Here is a 21,446-nt window from a genome sequence, read left to right on the forward strand (position 1 = left end):
CCCCAGAGAGTTGTTTGTCAGGATGCCTGGTTGATCCGGATATGGTTGCCGGCCGGGTCACGGAACGCGCAGTCGCGGATGCCGTACGGCTGGTCGACGGGTTCCTGGATGACCTCGGCGTCGGTGGCCTGCAGGCGCTCGAACAGGGCGTCCAGGTCGTCGGTCTGCAGCACCAGGGTCGCGTAGGTGCCCTTCGCCATCATCTCGGTGATCGTGCGCCGCTCGTCGTCGGTGACGCCGGGGTCGGCGGCCGGCGGGTAGAGCACGATGCCGGTGTCCGGCTGACCGGCCGGGCCGACGGTGATCCAGCGCATGCCCTCGTACCCGACGTCGGTGCGGACCTCGAAGCCGAGGACGTCGCGGTAGAACTTCACCGACTCCTCGGGGTCGGTGTGCGGCAGGAAGCTGGCGTGAATCTTGATCTCCATGACCGTACGCTACGTGCCGGTCGTGGGAGTTGCTTCTCGATTCCTGATCGGTCGCGTGACCTGTTTCGCGACGCACGACGGGATCCCGAGCGTCGCGTCGCCGGCGTGCTCCTTGTAGACGCTCGGCGGCATCCCGACCAGCTCGGTGAACCGGGTGCTGAACGTGCCCAGCGACTGGCAGCCGACCGCGAAACAGACGTCGGTGACGCTCATCCCGCCGCGGCGCAGCAGCATCATCGCCCGCTCGATCCGCCGGGTCATCAGATACCCGTACGGCGACTCTCCGTAAGCGCGCTTGAACTCGCGGCTGAGGTGTCCCGACGACATGTGCGCGCCGCGCGCGAGCGCCTCGACGTCCAGCGGCTGCGCGTACTCCCGGTCGATCCGGTCCTTCACGCGCCGCAGCCGCGCCAGGTCCTGCAGGCGCTGCTCCTCCGTCGTACCGCTACTCACCGTAGGAATCCTGCCATGTCAGCCGGAGAAAGTCAGCCGCGAGGCCCGGTGCCGCTCTCCTTCGCCGCCGCCGCACCGGCGGTCGCCGGGCGGGCAGCCGCGCCGTCGGTGCGCTCGCCTCCGGCGGCAGCTCGTGGCGCCGGCTGTGCGCCGAGCGTGTGCTGCACGCTCCGAGCGAGCTCGGAGCCGTTGCGTTCGGTCAGGAACTCGTTCATCGCCTTGACTCCGGCGTCGGCTGTCGCGTAGCCAAGCCGGAAGCCGAAGTTCTGATCGGCGACGGCGTCGTTCCCGGACGCCGGCGGGCTCCCGTACCGGCCGTCGAGCAGTTGCCGGCTCATCGCGTTGCGCACGTCGCTGACCGCGCCCGGGTCCGGATGGTGCCAGCGCTCGCCGTTCTCACCCGGATCGGCGGAGGTGACGATCGCCTTGGCCGCGGTCTCGAGGGTCTTGTCGACGTCCCCGCGGGCCATCTGCGAGCGGACGTTGGGCAGGAAGTCCGTGTTGTCGATCAGGAATCCCATCCGGCCCTTCTCGAACATGTACTCCTCGGAGAGTCGCTGCGCGAACCCGTCGGCGACGTTGCCCAGCGGCCCCTGCGGGAGGCCGGTCCAGCGTTCAGCCCTGGGTCCAGGCATGCTCACCGCGGCGCTCGCGTTCATCACCGCGTCCGACCAGGTCGCCTCCCGTCCGGTCTGTTCGTAACCACGCAGCTGCATCGTGGCTCCGGTGGCGTCGAGCGCGCGACGCCACCACGCGTCGTCGGAGGGATTGCGGTGCTCGGCGTGCGGCTGCGACATCGGCGTCCTTCTGTTGTTCCCACGGATCGGCGACGACAAGATGTCACACGCGCGGGGTCAGCGGCAGCGCAGCCGACCAGGATCCCTTACCGGGCTCCCCAGTTCAGGTAGGCGACGTTGGCCAGTAGCCAGCCGAAGCCGATGGCCTGCTGGCCGTCGCGTTCCGGCGTTGGCTGGTAGCGGTCGTAGAGGGCGAGGCAGTGGGCGTGGATCCGGGGATCCCACGGGGCGGCCTGCATCCAGCGCGGGGCCTGGTGCGCGACCGAAGCTGCGCCGGTCGCGCCGCCGGCGACGGTCGTGTGTACGGCGGGGAGCCCGTCCGCGTCGGTGGTCGCGACGTTCTGGGTGAAGGTCCGCGCGATCCGCTCCATGTCCTGCCCGGTGAACGCCAGCCGGGCCCGGAACGCGCGGACGGCGAACTCGACGTCGATCGCGCCGTGGCTGATGTCCTCGAACTGGCGCGCCGGCCCACCCGCCGGAGTGAAGATCGAGACGTCGGTCGCCGGGTCACCGGTCTTCGTGAACCCTTCGTAGATCCGTCCGCCCGCCGGCCAGTAATGCCACTGGTACGCGTCACCGGCATCGACCGCGAGCTGACCGGCCAGCATCCGCCCCATCGCGGCGACCTTCTGCCGGTAGCTGCTGTCGCCGGTCGCGAGCGCGAGCTCGACGAGCGTCTGCCCGAGACCGACCGACTGGTTGATCGGCTGCTCGCACCCGTCGTACGCGAGCGGCTGGCCCTTCGGCCAGATCAGATGCCCGCCGTCCCGGTACTCCCAGTCGTGGACGGCGACCGCCTCGCGGCACGCGGTCAGGTACTCGGCCGCCTTCCGCCCGTACCGGCGGCGCAGGACGGGTGAGCCGGCGACGATCCGGACGAAGCTCGCGATCGGGTACGTGATCATCCCGGTGTGGACGGCGAAGATCACCGGCCGGCAGCGCATCTCGTACGTCCCGAGTCGCGGTACGTCGCCGGCCCGCGGCGCCTCCCGCTGATCGGCAGCCGTGAGCTGAAGCGGTCCGGGCGCGGCCGCGTAGATCCGGCTGACGGCGTAGTCGGGGCTGGCCGGGTCGAGCGAGAGGTCGGTCAGCGTGACTGTGCGGTTCACGAAGGTGTTCACGAGCCGAACGGTGAACGTGTCCGGCCGGGTCCCGGCGGTGACGGTGACCGTGGTGTCCTCGGCGTACGACAACGCCTCGCGGAGATCGAGCAGCGGCTGCCCGTTGCCGTCGGCAAGGGTTGCGTATCCGGTCGTGTACGGGTGGTCGGCCCGCCACGCCGGGAGCGACAGTCCGCGATAGTCCGTGACGCCGCGGGCGCTGTCGCGGACCGCGAGGACCTGGTCGACGTTGTCGATCAGCCGGTCGAGGTAGTACGTGTCGCGGTACCTCTCGTACATGCGGACCAGGCCGAGCAGGACGTACGACTGACTCCAGGCGAGCATGCCGGAGCGGCCGTCGCGGTTGGTGTTGTCGTTCGGCTGGTCCGGCTGACCGGGACCACCTTCCTGGAAGAGTCGGTCCCAGTCGTCGAACGTCTTGCGGGTCGTGTAGTCGATCCCGTCGGCGTACGCCGGCGTCGTACCGACGGTGCCGGCCACGGCCCCGGCCGCGGTGATTTGGAGGAGCGTACGGCGGGACGGGCGGAGGTCGGGCATGGCGGGTCTCCAGCTGTGAGGCGGTCCAGCAGGCGACCACCATTCTCCCGCAGGAAACCGATTTACGGCAGGTCGAGCGTGAGCGGTAAATCCTTGAGGAAGTCGACGGCGTCGAACATCGCACCGGCCGACGCCACGCCGGTCGTCCGCGTCTCGCCGGCCAGGATCCGGCGGACCGCGCCCACGGCCAGCGGCGCCGAGATCGCGTAGATGTCCTGACCGGTCGCCGTCGCCCTCCGCTCCTCGCCGCCGATCTTCACGCGGACGTCCACGACGAACGTCTGGTCGGACCGGCCCTGCTCGTCGACGGCGGTCGGCGCCGGGGTCTCGGTGTCCGCCAGGTCACCGGCGGCCTCCAGCGTCATGTACGTGCGGACCTCGGGGACGGCGACGTGGGTCGGGATCGTGATGACGTCGGCCATCGTGAACTCGGCGATCACGCGGCGCCGGCCGAGCGGACCGGGGAACGTCCAGTCCTGCTGGACCACCTCGTCCTGGTGGTACTGCAGGCTGCCTCCGGAGAAGCGCACCCGGCGACCGTCCCGCCGGTCGTGCGAGACCTGACCGGCGGCGCGGGTCCCGGGCGTGGGGTGCCAACTGCTCAGCCCGTACGCGACGTGCACCTCGTCGGCGGTCGTCAGCTCCCCGAGGGCTGCCGTCGTCAGCAGGTCGCCGAGTCCGCCGTAGAACGCCATCGCCGGCACGACCGGGATGTCGCTGCGCCGGGCGAAGGTCGAGACGTTCGCCTCGAGTTCGGCCGCCACGTCGACGTACGGGATCCGGGCGCGAGCGGCGGCGTCGATGATCGGGTCGGCGGTGGTGGCGAACGGCCCCGCGCAGTTGATGACAGCCGCCGCGCTCTTCAGGGCCTGGTCGAGGGCGTGCGGGTCGTCGACGGCGGCCGCGCGGATGTCGAGGTCGCCCCACTGTGCCGCGAGTGCGGCCTCGTTGCGGCCCGCGACCGCGACGGGAAGGTTCTGCCGGACGAGTTCCTCGACGACGAAGCGGCCGGTGTGACCGGTGGCGCCGTACACCACGATTGCGTTCATGGGGACGAGTCTGGCCGGTTCGCACCGGATGGCGTGAGAGTCCGGAACGACACCATCCGTACACTTTCGGACATGCACACTGTCGCGCTGGCCACGGCCGGGCACCTGCTCCACTTCGAGCTCGGGATCGCGTACGAGATCTTCGGCAATCCGCCCGTCGGCGCCGACGAGTGGTACGACGTCCGGCTGTGCGGGCCGCGGCCGGTCCAGGTCGGACCGTTCGTGGTCGAGCCGACCGAGCCGCTCGACGCGATCGCGCGGGCCGACACGGTCCTGGTGCCGGCGCTCGCGGACGTCGACGAGCCGATGCCCGCCGAGCTGGTGGACGCGGTGCGCACGGCGTACGAAGCGGGTGCGCGGATCGCGTCGCTGTGCACCGGCGCGTTCGTACTCGGTGCGGCCGGCATTCTCGACGGGCGGCGGGCGACCACGCATTGGGCGCACACGGACGTGCTGAGCGCGCGGTATCCGGAGGTCGTGGTGGATCCGGACGTGCTCTACACGGACAACGGGAAGGTGCTGACCGCGGCGGGCAAGGCCGCGGCAGTCGACCTGTGCCTGCACCTCGTCCAGCTCGATCACGGCGCGACGATCGCGAACACCGTCGCCCGGCGTCTCGTCGTACCGCCGCACCGCGCGGGCGGGCAGGCGCAGTTCGTGGCGACGCCCGTGCAGGTCAGCGGTGACCACTCGCTCGCGCAGTTGCTGGCTTGGGTGCAGGAGCGGCTGGACCAGCCGTTGACCGTGACGGACCTCGCCAAGCGCGCCAACACCAGCCCGCGCCACCTGGGCCGCCAGTTCCGTGCCGTCACCGGCCAGACCCCGCTCCAATGGCTGCTCACCCAACGGGTCCGCCGCGCCCAGCAACTCCTCGAGTCGACCGACGACCCGATCGAGAAGGTCGCCACCGCCACCGGCCTCGGCACGGCAACCACCCTGCGCCGACACTTCCAGCGCGTCGTCGGCGTACCCCCGAACACATACCGGCGCTCCTTCCGCAGCGCGTAGGCTCGGTCGGCATGAGCCTCGAGGAGCTGTATCCGCGCCGCATGCACACGGCTCTGGACACGACCGACGCGCGCGGGCTTGCTGAGTTCTACCGGGTTCTGCTCGGCCTGCAGTACCGGCCGGGCGACGAACCGCCGGTCGACGGTACGCCGGATGACGCCGACTGGCTCGTGCTGGTGGACGACGACGGCAACCGGCAGCTCGCGATCCAGCAGGTCGACGCGCTGCCGCCGTCCACCTGGCCGTCGTCCGAGGTGCCGATGCAGCTGCACATCGACTACGCAGTACCGTCGGCTGCGGAGCTCGAGCGGCATCGGCAGCGGGCCGAAGAGCTCGGTGCCACGGTTCTGCATGACCGGTCCGACGACGAGGGCGAGCCGCTGTACGTCCTGGCCGATCCGGCGGGGCATCCGTTCTGTCTACTGGTGGGAGAACCGTGAGCAAGCAGACTGGGTACGCCGACGTGAACGGCCTGCGCATGTACTACGAAGTGCACGGCGAAGGCGGTACGCCCCTGCTGTTGCTGCACGGCGGCCTGTTCAACATCGACCTGCAGTTCGGGGAACTGATCGACGGGCTGTCGGCCCGGCGGCAGGTGATCGCGACCGACTTCCAGGGGCACGGGTACACGAACGACATCGACCGCCCGCTGGGTACGGCGGAACTGGCGTCCGACGTGGTGGGGCTGCTGGCACGTCTCGACGTACCGAGGGTCGACCTGTTCGGGTTCAGCGTCGGCGGCGCGGTCGCCCTGTACCTCGCGATCGAGTATCCCGAGCTGGTGCGCAAGGCCGTCATCTCGTCGGTCTCCTTCAACCCGTCGGGCGACCGCGAGGAGAACGCGGCCGCGGTCGGCTCGATGAAGGTCGAGATGATCGCCGGTACGCCGATGGAGGCCGACTACCTGGCGAAGTCGCCGCACCCCGATCACGACCACCTGCAGACGCTGCTCGACAAGCTCGGCGCGTACGACCGCGGCACCTCCGGCTGGTCCGACGACGACATCCGCGGCATCCAGGCCCCGACGTTGCTCACCTTCGGCGATGCCGATGCGGTGAAGCTCGAGCATGTCGTCCGCTTCCACCAGCTCCGCGGCGGCGACGTCAACGGGGACTTCGTCGGCGTCCCCGCCTCCCAGCTCGCGATCTTTCCCGGCACCACCCACTTCACCGGCCTCGCCCGCACGCCGCTCGTCCTCGGCGCGGTCACCACGTTCCTCGATGCGTGACGGCCATGCCAGGTCTGGCGGAGTTACGTGAGCTGATCGTCCGGGCGTCTGGGCGTGAACAAGTTGTCGAAGGGCTGCTGGTGTCGGTGGTGACGGCAACCACCCCGCCGGCGGCGAGTCTGGCGACGCCGACTTTCGCGCTGGTGGCGCAGGGACGGAAGCGGTTGGCGCTCGGCGAGCAGGTCTTCGAGTACGGCGCCGGTGACTACCTCGTCGTCTCCGTCGACCTGCCGGTGACCGGGCACTTCGTCGAGGCGTCGCCGGACGCGCCGTGCCTCGGGGTCGGGCTCGAGCTTCGACCCGAGGCGATCGCTGCGCTTCTGCTCGACGCGGCGGACAAACCTGGGCCGGTCCGCGGTCTGACCGTGAGCCGCGCATCGGCCGAAGTGATCGACGCGATGATTCGTCTCCTCCGCCTGGTCGACGAGCCGGACGACGCGCCCGTCCTCGCACCGCTCGTACAGCGCGAGATCCTGTGGCGCCTGCTCCGCAGCCCGCAGGGAGCCGCCGTCCGCGACATCGGCCTGGCCGACAGCAGCCTGTCGCACGTCGCGCGCGTCATCCGGTGGATCCGCGACCACTACACCGAGCCGTTCCGCGTCGAGGACCTCGCCGCGATGGCCGGCCTGAGCACGTCGGCCTTCCACCGGCACTTCCGGACCGTGACCGAGCTGACCCCGATCCAGTTCCAGAAGAAGATCCGGCTGCAGGAGGCCCGGCTGCGCCTGGTCGGGCTCGGCGAGGACGTGACCAGCGCCGGGTACGCCGTCGGATACGACAGCCCGTCCCAGTTCAGCCGCGAGTACCGGCGGGAGTTCGGGATGCCGCCGAGTCGCGATCGAGCAGGATCAGGCAAGTCGCCGCGAGCATTGGTCTAACACCTTCCCTTGTATGACGCGTGTACTGGTCAGGTACCTGATCCTGACCATTAGGAGTTGTGCACGATCATGCATGTAGCTGTCATCACCGGCGGAAGTTCCGGTATCGGCCAGGGCGCGGCCTTCGAGCTCGCGAAGCGCGGCACGGCCGTCGTCGTCACCTACCGCGGCGGCCGCGAACGCGCCCTGGAGACGGTCGAGCGGATCGAGAAGGACGGCGGTACGGCGGTGGCGCTGCCGCTCGACGTCGCCCGCCCCGAAACGTTCGACGCGTTCCGCGCCGCGCTGACCGACGTACTGCGGGGCTGGGACCGCACCTCGTTCGACGTACTCGTCAGCAACGCCGGTGTCGGGCAGCCGCCGGTCATGTTCGACGACACCACCGAGGAGCTGTTCGACCAGATGGTGAACGTCCACCTCAAAGGCCCGTACTTCCTCACCCAGACGCTGTTGCCGTTGATCGCCGACCACGGCGCGATCGTCTTCACGACCAGTACGTCGGCCCTCGAGTCGGCGCGCCCGACGCCCGGCTACTCGGTCTACGCCAGCGTCAAGGGCGCGCAAATCGTCCTGACCCGCTACCTCGCCAAGGAGCTGAGCACCCGCGGGATCCGCGTCAACGCGGTCGCGCCCGGCGTGACCCGGACCCGGCTGGGCGACGACGCGTTCGCGCAGCACCCCGAGCTGATCCCGCCGATCGCCGAGCGCACCGCCCTCGGCCGGATCGGCGAGTCCGACGACCTCGGCAAGGTCATCGCGTTCCTCGGCTCCCCGGACGCCGGGTGGATCACCGCCCAGACCGTCGAGGCGTCCGGCGGCTACGAGCTCTGATCAGCTGACCCGGAAGACAGGCCAGGCGATGCCGGTGCGCCAGGCCGTCGGGTCGGGGTCGTCCTGCGGGCGGACCGTGTACGTCTCCTGCACCGGGCCGGCGACGGCCAGCGCGTGCTCGTGCACCCAGGTCGCGAGCCGGCCGTAGGTGACGTCGATGTCGTCGTGAGACCCGTGGTGAACCGTGGCCGCGAGCTCGACGGCGGGCAACTCGACCGGCCGCACCCGACCGTACGACGGCGCGTCCGCCACCGGGTAGTAGACCAGGACTCTCCCGCGTCCCGCGGCGAACAGGTCGTTGTCGTACTGCCCGCCGGGCGGACCGAGCGGCTCGGCGACGGCGGCGTCGAGCTCGGCCATCGCCCCGTCGTACCACTGCAGGACTCCGTCCAGGCTCAGGATGCCGGTGATACCGGCAACCAATCGCGCGGGCTCCGTGCGGAGCTCGACCTGGAGATCCCCCGGAGCGGGCCGGAGCAGCTGTTGCAGTGAGGTGACAGCCGCCCGGGTCCGCTCGAGCGTCTCCTGCAAGCGGTCGAGATGGACGGCGACGAGATCCGCACGCCGGTCCGGGTCGTCGGTCGCGATGATCGCGGCGACCTCGGCCAGCGGTACGTCGAGCTCGCGCAGCCGGTGGATGACCTGCGCGGACGGGATCTGGTCGACGGTGTAGTAGCGGTAGCCGCTGGACGCGTCGACCGTCGCCGGCTCGAGCAGCCCGCTCTCGTGGTACCGCCGCAGCGTGCGCACACTCAGATGGGTCGCCCGCGCAAACTCGCCGATCGTCAGCCCGCTGCGCACGTCGTTCAGCCTGCACCCTCTCCCGGGGAGAGAGTCAACTCCTTGCGTCTCCCCCGGCGGGAGACGGCACCGTCGCCGGTATGAATCTCATCGCCCGGCGCGATCCGAACCACGAGCGCCAACCACATCATCGACGCCGGCACCGCCCCACCATCTGAGGAGCACCTGTGTTGCCTGACACCATCACGAAATACCTGATCGGTCATGTCACCCGGAACGTGCCGGCGGCGATGCGCTGGTACGCCGACGACGCCGAGGTCACCGACGACGGCAAGACCTATCGCGGCCGCGACGAGATCCGGGCCTGGCTGGCGAGGTCGGCGAGCGAGTACAGCTACACGACCGAGCTCACCAGCACCCGGCAGGTCGACGAGCACACCTACGTCGCGACCCACCACCTCGAGGGCAACTTTCCGGGTGGAACCGTCGACCTCGACTTCACCTTCACCATCGTGGACGGACTGATCAGCCGGCTCATCATCGCCTGAGCTCCGCACCCCACGCCGCACCCCACGCCGCGTCCCGGGCGCGGCGATACGACGGCGACGACTTCGGTACGACGACGCGGTCCGCCGTACCGTCCGGGGGTGCACAGGTCGAGGACGACCTGGCCCTTGCGGCGCGTCGGCCGGGTCAGCACCCGCGCCGCGGCCGTGCGCACCGAGCGCCGGGTCGCGACGAGGTACGCGAACTTCTCGTCCTCGTAGTTGCGGGTGCCGTCCTTCAGGATCCGGTGGAGTTCGGTGCGTGGCAGGCGCGCCGCGAAGTGGCACCAGTCGATCGGGCAGGGGCCTTGGTGCGGGCAGGGCGCCGCGATCGTAAACCCCTGAGCGGTCAGCAGGTCGCGAGCAGCGAGCGTCCGGCGGTGACCGCCCGGAGTGCCTGGTTCAACCAGGACGATCGTGGTCGCGGACTGCGCCGCGGCCCGGATCAGGTCGTCGCGGCGGTCAGCGGCGAGTTCGTTCAGGACGTATCCGATGGTGACCAGATCGACCGGTCCCGGCGCGCTCCAGTTCCGGAGGTCGGCGGGTGTCCAGCGCCAGTTCCGCGCGAAGTTGCCCTCGGCAAGATGCTTGCCGAGGCGGATCGCGGCCGATTGACGCTCGACGATCTCGGTCGTGATCGCGGGCCACAGTGCGGCGGCAGCCCAGGCGGCGGCGCCTGTCCCGCCGCCGAGGTCCAGCTGCGTGGTGAAGGGTGCGTCGAGGTGATGCTCGGCCATCGACAAGGCCACGTACAGCGCGCGGAACGTCGCCGGCATCCGGACCACGGCGTACGCGAGGGCGTCGAGTGGATCGCTCATTCCGGGGGTTGCGTCGTCGACCTGTTCGGTGCGATAGCGGTGTGAGACAGCGGCTACGCGGCGGCGTAGTTCGTGCTGGGGGACGCCGGCGACGGCGCGTGCGAGGGCAGCATGAAGTTGGGTGTCCACGGAGGACATGCGGAAGCTCCGGTTCGATCGGCACGGAGTGCGCGGCTGTCTGAGCGCGCACGTGATCCGCGGCCAGACGCCGCGACGCACCGATCGGTCCGGAGAAGAAAGCTGTCAGCCCGTCAGCGGGCAGCAGCCGGGGAGGGAACGGCGCGGAACCGGACAACCTTCCAAGCCATCACACACCTCCTCGATTCAGCTCGACGATAACAGAGGTCAGCGGCCCTCCGACGTACACAGGCAGACCTTGTTGCCCTGCGGATCGGCGAGCACGATGAACGCGGGCGCCTCCTCGTCGTACACGACCTTGCCGCCGGCGGCAAGCGCTGCCTCGATCCGCCCGGGCACGACCTCCGGTGGCAGCCACAGGTCGAGGTGGAACCGTTGGCGCGGCTCCTCGTGCGGCTTCGTCCCCTGGAACCACAGGTTCGCGACCCGTCCCGTCGGGTCGATGATGTCGTTGCCCGTGAAAGCTTCCGTGCTGCCGGTCAGCACCGCCGCCCAGAACGGACCGAGCTCGACCAGGTCCGCCGTGTCCAGCGCGACCTCGAGCTGCGACACGGCGGTCGGGTCGGCGGTCAGACCGTGCTCGACCGCGATCGAGCTGATCCGCGCCGCGAGCTCCGCGTCCCTGGTCGCGACATCCACGAACGACGCGCCGAGCCGCACCTCGGGCACGGCGTCCTGGCACGCCTCCCCCACCGCGGCCACGAACCGCGCGCCGTCCACGTAGGCGTCGATCAGGAATCTCGCATGCAACGACTGCGCGAGCCGCCGCCAGTCCGCCACTTCGGTCTCAACCACCATGCCCCGAGGCTACGTCCCGGTACCGACAGTTCGGGCCTGCAGCGTCGCGAGATCGCGCTCGGCGTACCGGCGATGCTCGAACTCCTCGGCGAGGATCGTGCCGAGGCACTCGCCGACGACGTAACTCTCGGACGCCGGGTAGCCCGGTCCGGGAACAGGTGTCGTGTGCTCGGTCAGTTGCTCGTCGGTCAGGCCGGCGAGCAACGCCCGTACGGTCGCCGCCCGGCCGCTGCGCAGCGCGAGTACCTCGTCGAGCGACGGACGAGCGCTCCGGTCCCGCGGTACGGGTGGCGTGTCGCGCATCTCGTCGTGGGGCAGGTCGAGCGGGTCCCACGGCTCAGGCACGCCGAGCACCGCACGCCGTACCCAGGCGTCGGTCGCGAACGCGAGATGGCGCAGCGTCTCGACGAACGACCACTCGCCGTCCACCGACTCGTGCAACAGCTCCGGCGGCAGCCGACGCGCCTTCGCCACGGTCTCCCCCCACAACTGCTCCAGCAGATCCCACGCCTCGCGATACCCGTCCGCGTCCGTCGGCCGCATCCGCTCACGCCCCGGGTACAGCCGGTTGAGCTCCGCGTCGACCAGCGGCACGACATCCACACCCCACACCGACAGATTCCGGATCTCACCGTCGAGCGACACATCGACCAACCGCGCCCCACGAACCGTCGCCCCACTCAGATCCACATTCTCGAACCGGGCCCCACTCAGATCGACGTCGCGAAACACAGCCCCACTCAGATCCTGCGCCTTGAACTCACTCACGCCGCCAGCGTCCCAGAACTCGCGCGGCAGCGAGAAGGTGTAGGCGGGAGCTAAATAGTTTGTCCGGGGGTGGAAGGGGTTGGTGTACTCGGGGCGTACCGAAGAACAGGTGTCACGTTAAGGAGTCCGTCATGCGACCTCGCTTCATGTCTGTCGCGGAGACCACTGACATCTGTTCGAAGGACATGAAGCTGCGTGGAAGTACTGAACCTCGGAATTCTGGCGCATGTTGACGCCGGGAAGACCAGCCTGACCGAGCGGCTGCTCTACGCCGCCGGAGTCATCGACGAGGTCGGCAGTGTCGATGACGGGAACACCCAGACCGACTCGCTCGCGCTCGAGCGGCAGCGGGGGATCACGATCAAGACGGCTGTCGCCTCGTTCGCGCTGGGCGATCTGACCGTCAACCTGATCGACACCCCGGGACACCCGGACTTCATCGCCGAGGTGGAGCGTGCGCTGAGCGTGCTCGACGGCGCGGTTCTGGTCGTCTCCGCGGTGGAGGGGGTGCAGGCGCAGACCCGCGTCCTCATGCGCACCCTGCAACGCCTGCGCATCCCGACCCTGATCTTCGTGAACAAGCTCGACCGGCCCGGCGCGCAGTACGACGGCGTACTGCGGCAGATCGCCGCCAAGCTCACCCGCGAGATCGTCCCGATGGGCGAAGCAGCACACCCCGGCACCCCCGAGGCGACGTTCAAGCCCATCGTCCAGGAGGACACGCTCCTGGAGGTCCTCACCCGGCACGACGACGAGCTCCTCGCGCGGTACGTCGACAACGAGCCGCTGTCCCTGGACGAGGCACTCGCGGCACAGACACACCGGGCGATCGTCCACCCGGTGTACTTCGGGTCGGCGATCACCGGCGCCGGCACGGAGGACCTCACCGACGGGATCCGGGAGCTGCTCCCCCGCGCCCGCACCGACGGCGAGCCGCTCGACGGCACCGTGTTCAAGGTCGAGCGCGGACCGGCCGGCGAGAAGATCGCATACGTGCGGATATTCTCGGGCGCCGCCCACGTCCGCGAGCGTGTCCGGTACGGCGACACCGACGGCAAGATCACCGCGCTCGAGGTTGTCGGCGACGGCCCCGCGAGCACGATCCGCGCCGGCCGGATCGGGCGTTTCTGGGGGCTCGCCGACATCCGGATCGGCGACGCTGTGACCGATCCGCGGACCACGTCCACAACGGCGCGACGCAACGCCCACGCGTTCGCCCCGCCGACGCTCGAAACGGTCGTCACGCCGCGGAAGCCGTCCGACAAGGGCAACCTGCGCGTCGCGCTCACCCAGCTCGCCGAGCAGGACCCGCTGATCAACCTCCGCCAGGACGACCTGCGGCAGGAAACCTACGTCTCGCTGTACGGCGAGGTGCAGAAGGAGGTCATCGAATCCACGCTGGCCACCGACTTCGGCATCGAGGTGGACTTCCGGGAGACGACGACCATCTGCGTCGAGCGGATCGACGGGACGGGCGCGGCGGTCGAGTTCAACAAGAAGGACGCGAACCCGTTCCTCGCGACCGTCGGGCTCCGCGTCGAACCGGCGCCCGTGAACGCCGGCGTCAGCTTCGAACTCGAGGTCGAACTCGGCTCGATGCCGTACGCGTTCATCAAGGCCGTCGAGGAAACCGTCCGCGAAACCCTGCACCAGGGCATCCACGGCTGGCAGATCCCCGACGCCCGCGTCGTGATGACGCACTCGGGATACTCCGCCCGCCAGAGTCACGCCCACGCCGTGTTCGACAAGAGCATGTCCAGCACGGCCGGTGACTTCCGGTTCCTCACGCCGCTGGTGCTGATGACCGCACTCCAGCAGGCCGGCACGACGGTGCAGGAGCCGATGCACCGCTTCCGGCTGGAGATCCCGACCGACACGACCCGCGCCGTACTGGCGGCACTCGCCCGGCTCCGGGCGATCCCGCAGGTGCCGGCGCTGGCTGCGGAAACCTCAACTCTGGAGGGAGAAATCCCCGCCGCTGCGGTGTACGAGCTCGAGCAGCAGCTCCCCGCTCTCACCCGCGGCGAGGGCGTCCTGGAGTCTGGGTTCGAGCGCTACCAGCCGGTGACCGGCCCGATCCCGGAGCGCCCGCGCACCGACCACGACCCGCTCAACCGCCGGGAGTATCTCCTGCACGTCCAGCGGCGGGTCTGATCCCGTGCACCACGTTCGCGCCGAGGTCGTCGTCCGTAACGACCTCGGCGACGAGCCCCGCCGAGACCAGCACCGCACGCGCCGTCGGAGCCTGACTTTCACTCACCTCGACGAAGAGGTGACCGCCGGGCGCCAACCATTCCGCGGCGCCGGCAGCCACCCGACGCAGGACAGCCAGACCGTCCGCACCACCGTCCAGCGTCACGTGCGGCTCATACAGCCGCGCCTCCGACGGCAGCAACCGGATCTCGTCCGTCGGAACATACGGAACGTTCGCCAGCAGTACGTCGACCTGCCCGCGCAGCCGCACCGGCAGCGCGTCGAACAGGTCACCCTCATAGACGGACTCAGGCGGCAGGTTCCGGCGAGCGCACTGCACCGCGGCCGGCTCGATGTCGGCGGCGTACAACGACACCTCAAGCTCAGCCGCCACCGCTGCGCCCAATGCCCCGGCGCCACAGCACAGGTCCACCACGACCGAACCCGCGACAGTCACCCGTAGCGCCTCGCCGACCAGGAACTCGGTCCGCCGGCGCGGGATGAACACACCGGGATCGACGGCGATGCGCAGCCCGCGGAACGACGCCCAGCCCACGACGTACTCCAACGGCTGTCCGGCGACCCGCTGCTCGACCATCGCGTCCAACTCGGCCGCGTCCCGTGCGGCCCCGGCGATCAACGCCGCCTCGTCCTCGGCGAACACGCACCCGGACGCCCGCAGCCGCTCGACGATCCCGTCGAGCTCGAATGAAGAAACAGCCACCGATCCCCTTCGACGACCACAGACTAGCCGAACGCGTTCACTCCGGTGAGCTCTGCCGAGACGGTCCAGAGCCGCTCGGCCGACCGGGGATCGATCGCGTACGGCCGCACGCCGGGGGTGTCGTCGGTCGACACCTCGGCGACCTCGCAGTCCTCCAGGAACACGCCGCCGATCCCGTCGAGCTGGGGTGACGTCGCCGCCCACACCTGCGTCGCCGCGCCCTGCTCGGGACTCTTGAAGCCGGGGTTCAACGGGTTGCCGTCCTCGTCGATCCAGCCGTAGCCGACCATCTCCTCGCGGGTCAGGTGCCGCTGCAGCGGCGTGAGGATGCCGCCCGGGTGCAGCGCGAACGCCCGGACACCGAAGTCCTTGCCGAGGGCATCGAGCTGGACGGCGAACAGCACGTTCGCGGTCTTCGCCTGCCCGTACGCCTCCCACTTGTCGTACCCGAGCCGGAACTCCAGGTCGTCCCACCGGATGTCCGACCGCCGGTGCCCGGTCGACGACACGGACACGACGCGGCCGCCGCCGTCGGCCGCGATCGCCGGCCACAGCCGGTTCACCAGCGCGAAGTGCCCGAGGTGGTTGGTCGCGAACTGCGCCTCCCAGCCCGGCCCGACCCGGGTCTCCGGGCTGGCCATGATCGCCGCGTTGTCGATCACGATGTCGACCGGACGGCCCGACGCGAGGAACCGCCCGGCGAACGCCTCGACGCCGTCCAGCGAGCCGAGGTCCAGTTCGTCGACTTCGGCGAGGTCGCCGAGGATCTCGCGCGCCGCGTCCGGACGTCGGGCCGGCACGACGACGTGGGCGCCCGCGCGGGCGAGCGCCTTGGTGGTCTCCAGGCCGAGACCGGAATACCCGCCGGTGACGATCGCCAGCTTGCCGGTCAGGTCGATCCCGGCCAGGACCTCGTCCGCGGTGCTGTCGTGCCCGAAACCCGAGCCGATCTTGTGTTGTCCACTCATGGGTTCGAGCCTACGAATTAGAGCTCGCTCCAAGTCAAGTGCGGATCGGCGCGCAGCGACTCCGCCAGCCGCTGCAGCGCCGGGTTCGGGTTGTCCGGGCTCCAGCAGGCGTGCAACGTCACCGAGTGCGCGTCGGCCGCATCCAGCTCCCGGTACCGGACGCCGTCGACGCCCATCGCCATGATCGAGCGCGGGATCAACGCACACCCCAGGCCGGCGCGGACCAGGGCGAGCATCGTCGGCACCTGCGACGCGAGCTGGCTGACGGCGTACCGATCCATCCCGATCATCGCCGCGCAGATGTCGTGCAAGTATTGCGATCCCTCCGGGCTGTACCCGATGTAGTCGTCGGTCACGTCCCCCAGCGACACCGGACGGTCGCCGCCGGCCAGCGGATGCGCGGCCGGTACGGCGAGCACCAGGTCCTCGGAGTGCACCAGCAGCGACTCGAACTGCGCCGGGATCGGCGGCCGCACCAGCCCGAGGTCGATCTCGAGGTTCGCCAGCGCCTCGAACTGGGCCGGACTCACCAGCTCGGTCAGCTCCGCCGTCACCCCGGGCGTCCGTTTCCCGACCATGGTCAGGAAGTCGGCGAGTACGGCGTACGCGCCGATCGCGGTGAACGCGAGCCGCAGCGTCCCGGTGGTGCCGTCCGCGGCGCGGCGGGTCGCCTCGGGCGCGACGTCCAGCAGCGCCAGCACCCGGCGGGCGTGCTCGAGGAAGACTCCCCCGGCCGCGGTCAGGCGGACGCCGCGGCCGGTGCGGTCGAACAGGCGGACGTCGAGCGTGCGTTCGAGGCCCTGGATCTGCCGGGTCAGCGGCGGCTGGGTCAGGTTGAGGCGCTGCGCCGCACGCCCGTAGTGCAGCTCCTCGGCGACCGCGACGAACCCGCGGAGCTGTTGCAGCGACAAGTCCATGGTCGCCATGCAAGCACGGTATCGGTCCATACGTAAATGGGTTTGGACCTGCATAACGGAAAGCGCCTACCGTTGTGGCTACCTCGAGCTGAAGGAGTCCTCACGGTGCCGAATCCTGCGCCCAGACTTGCCGCCCTGATGTCCCCGGACCGTGCGACGGATGTCGTCGACGCGAGCACTCGACAGCTTTTGGAGGAGCGGTTCGAGGTGGTCTGGGCGACTGCCGACCACACCGCCGGGCCCGGGTCGCCCGCGAAGCCTCCGGCGGTCGCCCCGGACGCCGTACCGGCCCTCGCCGAAGGCGCCGACGTACTGCTGACCAGCTGGGGTACGCCGCACCTGGACAAGGAGCTGTGGGCCGACGGCAACGGCCCGAAGGTGGTGGCGCACGCGGCCGGCACGGTGAAGAACCTCATCGATCCCGTCATCCTCGACCAGGGCGTCGGGGTGTTCTCGGCGGGTCCTCGGATCGCCTGGTCGGTCGGCGAGTACTGCCTGGCGTCGATGCTCACCCTCGCCCGGCGGCTGCCCAGATTCGACGGAGCGATCCGCAGCGGCGGCTGGAAGCAGACCACATTCCGCGGTCACGAACTGGCCGGTGCGAAGGTCGGCATCATCGGCGCGAGCAGCACGGCGCGAGCGCTGATCACGTTGCTCGCGCCGTTCGGCTGCGACCTCGTCGTCCACGACCCGTACCTGAGCGCCGAGCGCGCCGCCGAGCTCGGCGTACGGCGGGCCGAACTCCCCGAGGCGGCAGCGAGCACCTTCGTGTCGATCCACGTCCCGAACGTGCCCGAGACGCAAGGCATGATCTCCCGCGAGCTGATCGAGAACCTGCCCGACGGCGCTGTCGTGGTCAACTCGTCGCGCGGTCCGGCGATCGACCAGCAGGCCCTGCTCGACCACGCGCTCGCCGGGCGGATCTCTGCGGCCCTGGACGTCTACGACCCCGAGCCGCCGTCGTTCGACGCGGAAACGCTGGAGTCCCCGAACCTGCTGCTCACCCCGCATATCGCAGGCGACACCGCCGAGGGCCATCTCGCTCTCGCGGGCTACGTGATCCGCGACGCCCTCAAGTGGCTCGAAGACGGCAGCCGCGGGCCCAGCTTCGTGGACCCGACGCTCTGGTCGATCGCCGCGTGAAAGGACTGCCCATGTCCCGCATCACCCAGGTCGAGGTGTTCCCGGTCGCCGTGCCGTTCGCCCGCCGGTTCGTGCTCGGCAGCGGCGCGGTCGGCGCGCCGGACGCGGCCCCGGACCAGGCCGGCGCGGTGATCTTCGTGAAGCTGACCACCGAGGACGGTGTGGTCGGCTGGGGTGAACAGCGCGCGCTGCCCAGCTGGAGCTACGAGACCGCCGAGACGATGGCGGTCGTCATCCGTCGCCATCTCGCGCCGATCCTGAACGAGCTCACCCCGTTCGACGTCGAGCTGTTCCACCAGCGTGCCGCCAAGCGCCTCAGCCCCGCCGTCTCGAACGGCTTTCCGTTCGCCCGTGCGGCCGTCGACGTCGCTATGCACGACGCGGCCGGGAAGCTCGCCGGTGTCCCCGTGCACGCGCTGCTCGGCGGCAAGGTGTACGACGAGATCCCGCTCTGCTCGGCGATCGGGGTCGGCGACCAGGACGCGGTCCGCGAACACGCCGTCGAGTCGTCGGACTATGCGGCGTACAAGGTCAAGATCGGTGGTGACCTGGACGCCGACACCGCGGCGATCGAGACCGTGGCGGAAGTTGCCGACGGCAAACCGCTGTGGCTCGACGCCAACCAGTCGTACCGCCCGAGTGCCCTCAAGCAGCTGCACGACCGGATCAAGCACATCCGGACGATCCACTGCGTCGAGCAGCCCGTGCCCAGCACCGACACGCTCGCCATGCAACGCGTCCGTGAACTGATCGACCTGCCGGTCGCGATCGACGAAGGCAGCTTCTCCGCCCCGGATCTCGCCCGGGCGATCCGCCTGGACGCCGCGGACCTCGTCGTGGTCAAGATCTGCAAGTCGGGCGGTCTGCGGAACGCGCTGAAGACCGCCCAGACCGCGCTGGCCGGCGGCGTGGAACTGCTCGCCAGCGGCCTGACCGACTGCGGCGTCGCGTTCGCCGCCGCTCTGCACGTGTTCAGTCAGCTCGAGCTCGCCCTGCCCGCCGAGCTCAACGGGCCGGAGTTGCTGACCGATCTGTACGTCGAGGGGCTGAACATCACCAAGGCCGTCGCGACGGTCCCCACCGCCCCTGGACTGGGCGTCGAGGTCGACGAGGAGCGCATCCGCGCCGAGTCGATCGACCTGCTCTACCGATGAGGAGATTGCGGCAGACAGAACCTACAAGAGAAAGAAAAATGAGTTGTACAGAAGAATTATGAGTGGTGGAAGAGTTCAGTGGCCGGCCGGAGGTTTGCTTGTGCAACTTCCTGCAGGTGCTCGGGCCACTGCTCAAGGGCCAGGTTCCACACGTATCCGGCATGCCCACAGTGCGTCAGCAGCGCGGCTTCCTGCGCTGGCGTCGGGTACAACCGGAACCTGGACACGAAGGACATGCAATCACCCGGCGCCGACACTATTCGGTGACCGAGGCAACTGGGCTGGGAGGCCGCTGAACATGACCTATCTGTGGTCCGTCTTCACCAAGCCCTGGATCGGGCTGCCGGGTGACGAGCTCGGCCGGCTGGTCTCCGGCCTCGGGTTCACCGGCGCCGAGGTCCCGGTCCGGGACGCCGCGTACGTCACGGCGGCGAGCGCCGAGGCGGAGCTGCCGAAGTTCACCGCCCAGTTACGGGCCGAGGGCATCGAACCGATCAGCGTCGCGAGCGACCTGTCCGAGTCGGTGTTCGCCGCCTGCGCAGAGGCCGGCGTGCCGATGATCCGGATCATGGCCGACCTCGGTCCCGACGGGTACGCCGCCTCCGTGCGCCGCAACCGCGCGCTGCTCGAGCAGGCCGTCGCCCTGACCGAGCAGTACGACGTACAGGTCGGTGTGCAACCGCACCACGGGCGGTACGTGTCGTCGACGCTGGGCGTGCTGCAGTTGCTCGACGGGCTGCCCGAACGGTTCAAGCTGGTGTGGGACGCGGCGCACGACGCGCTCGCCGGCGACCATCCCGCGGTCACCCTGGAACTCGGTGCTGATCGGCTCGGGATCGTGAACCTGAAGAACGTCCACTACGTCCGCACCGACGGGGCCTGGAAGACGAACTTCGTCGAGGCCGAGGACGGGCTGTCCGACTGGGCGGCCGTGTTCGCGACGCTCCGCCAGCTTCGCTACAGCGGACCGATCTGCCTGACAGGTCAGTACTCCGATCCCGCCGTACCGGTGAAGACACGGCTGGAAAGAGATCTGCGGTTCGCTGTCACATCCGCCGCGCAGCATCCGTCAAGACAGTGAAAGCAACCAACTGATGGAGAAGCGATCATGCACGCACGGATGACCAACCCCGCTATGGTCCTGCCCGACGCCACCAAGGGCATCCAGAACATCTACAAGGCGATCGGGCAGTCCGGCGCCGACGGCAAGACGCTCGAACTCGTGCACCTGCGGGCCAGCCAGATCAACGGCTGCTCGCCCTGCGTGTTCGGCGGCGTCAAGTCCGCGCTGAAGAACGGCGAGACCGACGAGCGGCTGCACCAGGTCGCCGCGTGGCGCGACTCCGACCTGTTCACCGACGCCGAGCGGGCCGCGCTCGAGATGGCCGAGGCCGCGACCCGGCTGGCCGACAACCCGACCGCGGTCACCGACGAGATCTGGAACGCGGCCGCCGACCACTTCGACGAGAAGGAACTGTCGGCGATCATCCTGATGATCGGCCTCACCAACCTCTTCAACCGCCTCAACACCACCGTGCGGGCTCCTGCCGGTGCGACCTGGTAGTCGATAGCGTGGGCCCCGGATGTCGAGATGATGTCCGGGGCTCCGACGTACCCGGTGAATGGAGGCAAGCAGATGAAATACATGTTGCTCATCTACGGGAACGAACAGACCTGGGACACGTTGCAGGCCGTGGGCATGGACCAAGTGATGCAACAGCACGGCAAGCTCATCGACGAACTGAAGGCGTGCGGTGAGCACATCGACGACCGGCCGCTGACCACCGCGAACTCGCGGGTGGTCCGGGTCCGGGACGGCGTACCGACGGTGACGGACGGGCCGTTCACCGAGGCCAAGGAAGTGCTGGCCGGCTACTACGTCGTGGACTGCAGCCTGGAGCGCGCGACCGAGATCGCCGGCCGGCTGCCGGAAGCGCCCTATTCCCCCATCGAGATCCGGGAGTTCACCGATCCGGCGGAGAGCTGACCGTCCCAGGGACTTGCCGGCCTCAGCTGGGCGTTGACACCTGAGACCGGCGAGTCACTGACTCTGACCGTTCACGTCCGACGGGTCACCTCGACGCGAGGATGACCCCACCTGAGGCAGGCTGATCGCCCATGCCCCGGCCACCCTGGACGAGTACGGTCGCGCCGGGCGCCGGCGCCTGTGCACCGTCGCCGAGTCGCAGCGTGGTCGTCATTCCGTTGC

Annotated in this window: 25 protein-coding genes; 12 read left to right on the forward strand and 13 right to left on the reverse strand. The window is 69.6% G+C overall.

Annotated features, from left to right (window positions below):
- Positions 1–17: 17 nt before the first annotated feature.
- The 5 genes from AB0L64_RS31645 to AB0L64_RS31665 form a co-directional block, all read right to left on the reverse strand.
- Positions 18–428, reverse strand: a complete 411-nt coding sequence (locus AB0L64_RS31645; RefSeq protein WP_363716064.1) for a VOC family protein — start codon at positions 426–428, stop codon at positions 18–20.
- Positions 429–437: 9 nt separating this feature from the next.
- Positions 438–881 carry an AraC family transcriptional regulator gene (locus AB0L64_RS31650; protein WP_359928145.1) on the reverse strand — a complete coding sequence of 148 codons (444 nt, stop codon included), beginning with the start codon at positions 879–881 and terminating at the stop codon, positions 438–440.
- Positions 882–913: 32 nt separating this feature from the next.
- On the reverse strand, positions 914–1,678 hold the full coding sequence (locus AB0L64_RS31655) for a hypothetical protein (protein ID WP_363716067.1): 765 nt from the start codon (positions 1,676–1,678) through the stop codon (positions 914–916).
- Between the two features lie 86 nt (positions 1,679–1,764).
- Positions 1,765–3,336 carry a hypothetical protein gene (locus AB0L64_RS31660; protein WP_363716069.1) on the reverse strand — a complete coding sequence of 524 codons (1,572 nt, stop codon included), beginning with the start codon at positions 3,334–3,336 and terminating at the stop codon, positions 1,765–1,767.
- Positions 3,337–3,398: 62 nt separating this feature from the next.
- The gene (locus tag AB0L64_RS31665) at positions 3,399–4,385 is read right to left on the reverse strand and encodes a saccharopine dehydrogenase NADP-binding domain-containing protein (protein WP_363716071.1); all 987 of its coding nucleotides are present in this window, start codon (positions 4,383–4,385) and stop codon (positions 3,399–3,401) included.
- Between the two features lie 72 nt (positions 4,386–4,457).
- On the opposite strand from AB0L64_RS31665, the gene AB0L64_RS31670 reads away from it, so the two are divergent.
- The 5 genes from AB0L64_RS31670 to AB0L64_RS31690 all read left to right on the forward strand — a co-directional run bounded on the left by AB0L64_RS31670 (position 4,458) and on the right by AB0L64_RS31690 (position 8,330).
- Complete coding sequence (locus AB0L64_RS31670; protein WP_363716073.1) at positions 4,458–5,393, forward strand: helix-turn-helix domain-containing protein; 936 nt, start codon at positions 4,458–4,460, stop codon at positions 5,391–5,393.
- Positions 5,394–5,404: 11 nt separating this feature from the next.
- Positions 5,405–5,833 (forward strand): VOC family protein, encoded by a 429-nt coding sequence (locus AB0L64_RS31675; RefSeq protein WP_363716075.1) that lies wholly within the window; start codon positions 5,405–5,407, stop codon positions 5,831–5,833.
- Positions 5,830–6,621, forward strand: coding sequence for an alpha/beta hydrolase (locus AB0L64_RS31680; protein WP_363716077.1), 792 nt, complete (start codon positions 5,830–5,832; stop codon positions 6,619–6,621). Before AB0L64_RS31675 ends, AB0L64_RS31680 begins: the two co-directional genes overlap by 4 nt.
- A 5-nt stretch (positions 6,622–6,626) precedes the next feature.
- Positions 6,627–7,499, forward strand: coding sequence for an AraC family transcriptional regulator (locus tag AB0L64_RS31685; protein ID WP_363716458.1), 873 nt, complete (start codon positions 6,627–6,629; stop codon positions 7,497–7,499).
- A 69-nt stretch (positions 7,500–7,568) separates the two neighbouring features.
- Complete coding sequence (locus AB0L64_RS31690; protein WP_363716079.1) at positions 7,569–8,330, forward strand: SDR family oxidoreductase; 762 nt, start codon at positions 7,569–7,571, stop codon at positions 8,328–8,330.
- Here AB0L64_RS31690 and AB0L64_RS31695 read toward each other — a convergent pair whose 3' ends face one another.
- A complete protein-coding gene (locus AB0L64_RS31695; RefSeq protein WP_363716081.1) occupies positions 8,331–9,131 on the reverse strand; it encodes a MerR family transcriptional regulator in 801 nt (266 codons plus the stop codon). It lies immediately after the preceding gene.
- A gap of 167 nt (positions 9,132–9,298) precedes the next feature.
- Here AB0L64_RS31695 and AB0L64_RS31700 point away from each other — a divergent pair, with 167 nt between their 5' ends.
- Entirely contained in the window at positions 9,299–9,619 is a 321-nt protein-coding gene (locus AB0L64_RS31700) for a nuclear transport factor 2 family protein (protein ID WP_363716083.1), read from the forward strand.
- Here AB0L64_RS31700 and AB0L64_RS31705 read toward each other — a convergent pair.
- The 3 genes from AB0L64_RS31705 to AB0L64_RS31715 form a co-directional block, all read right to left on the reverse strand.
- A complete protein-coding gene (locus AB0L64_RS31705; RefSeq protein ID WP_363716085.1) occupies positions 9,511–10,572 on the reverse strand; it encodes a small ribosomal subunit Rsm22 family protein in 1,062 nt (353 codons plus the stop codon). The two genes, AB0L64_RS31700 and AB0L64_RS31705, sit on opposite strands and share 109 nt — an antisense overlap.
- 207 nt (positions 10,573–10,779) lie before the next feature.
- Positions 10,780–11,370 (reverse strand): VOC family protein, encoded by a 591-nt coding sequence (locus AB0L64_RS31710; protein WP_363716087.1) that lies wholly within the window; start codon positions 11,368–11,370, stop codon positions 10,780–10,782.
- 9 nt (positions 11,371–11,379) lie between these two features.
- A complete protein-coding gene (locus AB0L64_RS31715) occupies positions 11,380–12,138 on the reverse strand; it encodes a DinB family protein (protein ID WP_363716089.1) in 759 nt (252 codons plus the stop codon).
- Between the two features lie 195 nt (positions 12,139–12,333).
- Between AB0L64_RS31715 and AB0L64_RS31720 the strand changes: the two genes are divergently transcribed.
- The gene (locus AB0L64_RS31720) at positions 12,334–14,292 is read left to right on the forward strand and encodes a translation factor GTPase family protein (RefSeq protein WP_363716091.1); all 1,959 of its coding nucleotides are present in this window, start codon (positions 12,334–12,336) and stop codon (positions 14,290–14,292) included.
- Here AB0L64_RS31720 and AB0L64_RS31725 read toward each other — a convergent pair.
- The 3 genes from AB0L64_RS31725 to AB0L64_RS31735 are packed head-to-tail and all read right to left on the reverse strand — an operon-like array spanning position 14,249 to position 16,949.
- Positions 14,249–15,055: a putative protein N(5)-glutamine methyltransferase gene (locus tag AB0L64_RS31725; protein WP_363716093.1), complete on the reverse strand. Its 807-nt coding sequence runs from the start codon at positions 15,053–15,055 to the stop codon at positions 14,249–14,251. The genes AB0L64_RS31720 and AB0L64_RS31725 overlap by 44 nt on opposite strands.
- Before the next feature lie 23 nt (positions 15,056–15,078).
- Positions 15,079–16,023, reverse strand: coding sequence for an SDR family NAD(P)-dependent oxidoreductase (locus AB0L64_RS31730; RefSeq protein WP_363716095.1), 945 nt, complete (start codon positions 16,021–16,023; stop codon positions 15,079–15,081).
- A 17-nt stretch (positions 16,024–16,040) separates the two neighbouring features.
- Positions 16,041–16,949 (reverse strand): LysR substrate-binding domain-containing protein, encoded by a 909-nt coding sequence (locus tag AB0L64_RS31735; RefSeq protein WP_363716097.1) that lies wholly within the window; start codon positions 16,947–16,949, stop codon positions 16,041–16,043.
- A gap of 96 nt (positions 16,950–17,045) precedes the next feature.
- Between AB0L64_RS31735 and AB0L64_RS31740 the strand changes: the two genes are divergently transcribed.
- Both AB0L64_RS31740 and AB0L64_RS31745 read left to right on the forward strand, forming a co-directional pair.
- Positions 17,046–18,083, forward strand: a complete 1,038-nt coding sequence (locus AB0L64_RS31740) for a hydroxyacid dehydrogenase (protein ID WP_363716099.1) — start codon at positions 17,046–17,048, stop codon at positions 18,081–18,083.
- A gap of 11 nt (positions 18,084–18,094) precedes the next feature.
- A complete protein-coding gene (locus AB0L64_RS31745) occupies positions 18,095–19,237 on the forward strand; it encodes an enolase C-terminal domain-like protein (RefSeq protein WP_363716100.1) in 1,143 nt (380 codons plus the stop codon).
- A 56-nt stretch (positions 19,238–19,293) separates the two neighbouring features.
- On the opposite strand, the gene AB0L64_RS31750 is transcribed toward AB0L64_RS31745, so the two are convergent.
- Positions 19,294–19,473, reverse strand: coding sequence for a helix-turn-helix domain-containing protein (locus tag AB0L64_RS31750; protein WP_363716103.1), 180 nt, complete (start codon positions 19,471–19,473; stop codon positions 19,294–19,296).
- A 62-nt stretch (positions 19,474–19,535) separates the two neighbouring features.
- Between AB0L64_RS31750 and AB0L64_RS31755 the strand changes: the two genes are divergently transcribed.
- The 3 genes from AB0L64_RS31755 to AB0L64_RS31765 all read left to right on the forward strand — a co-directional run bounded on the left by AB0L64_RS31755 (position 19,536) and on the right by AB0L64_RS31765 (position 21,224).
- Positions 19,536–20,318: a sugar phosphate isomerase/epimerase family protein gene (locus tag AB0L64_RS31755; RefSeq protein ID WP_363716105.1), complete on the forward strand. Its 783-nt coding sequence runs from the start codon at positions 19,536–19,538 to the stop codon at positions 20,316–20,318.
- Positions 20,319–20,357: 39 nt separating this feature from the next.
- A complete protein-coding gene (locus AB0L64_RS31760) occupies positions 20,358–20,801 on the forward strand; it encodes a carboxymuconolactone decarboxylase family protein (protein WP_363716107.1) in 444 nt (147 codons plus the stop codon).
- A 72-nt stretch (positions 20,802–20,873) separates the two neighbouring features.
- On the forward strand, positions 20,874–21,224 hold the full coding sequence (locus tag AB0L64_RS31765; RefSeq protein WP_363716109.1) for a YciI family protein: 351 nt from the start codon (positions 20,874–20,876) through the stop codon (positions 21,222–21,224).
- Positions 21,225–21,446 lie beyond the last annotated feature (222 nt).

The sequence above is a fragment of the Kribbella sp. NPDC051936 genome (genome assembly GCF_040680955.1).
Lineage (GTDB): Bacteria > Actinomycetota > Actinomycetes > Propionibacteriales > Kribbellaceae > Kribbella.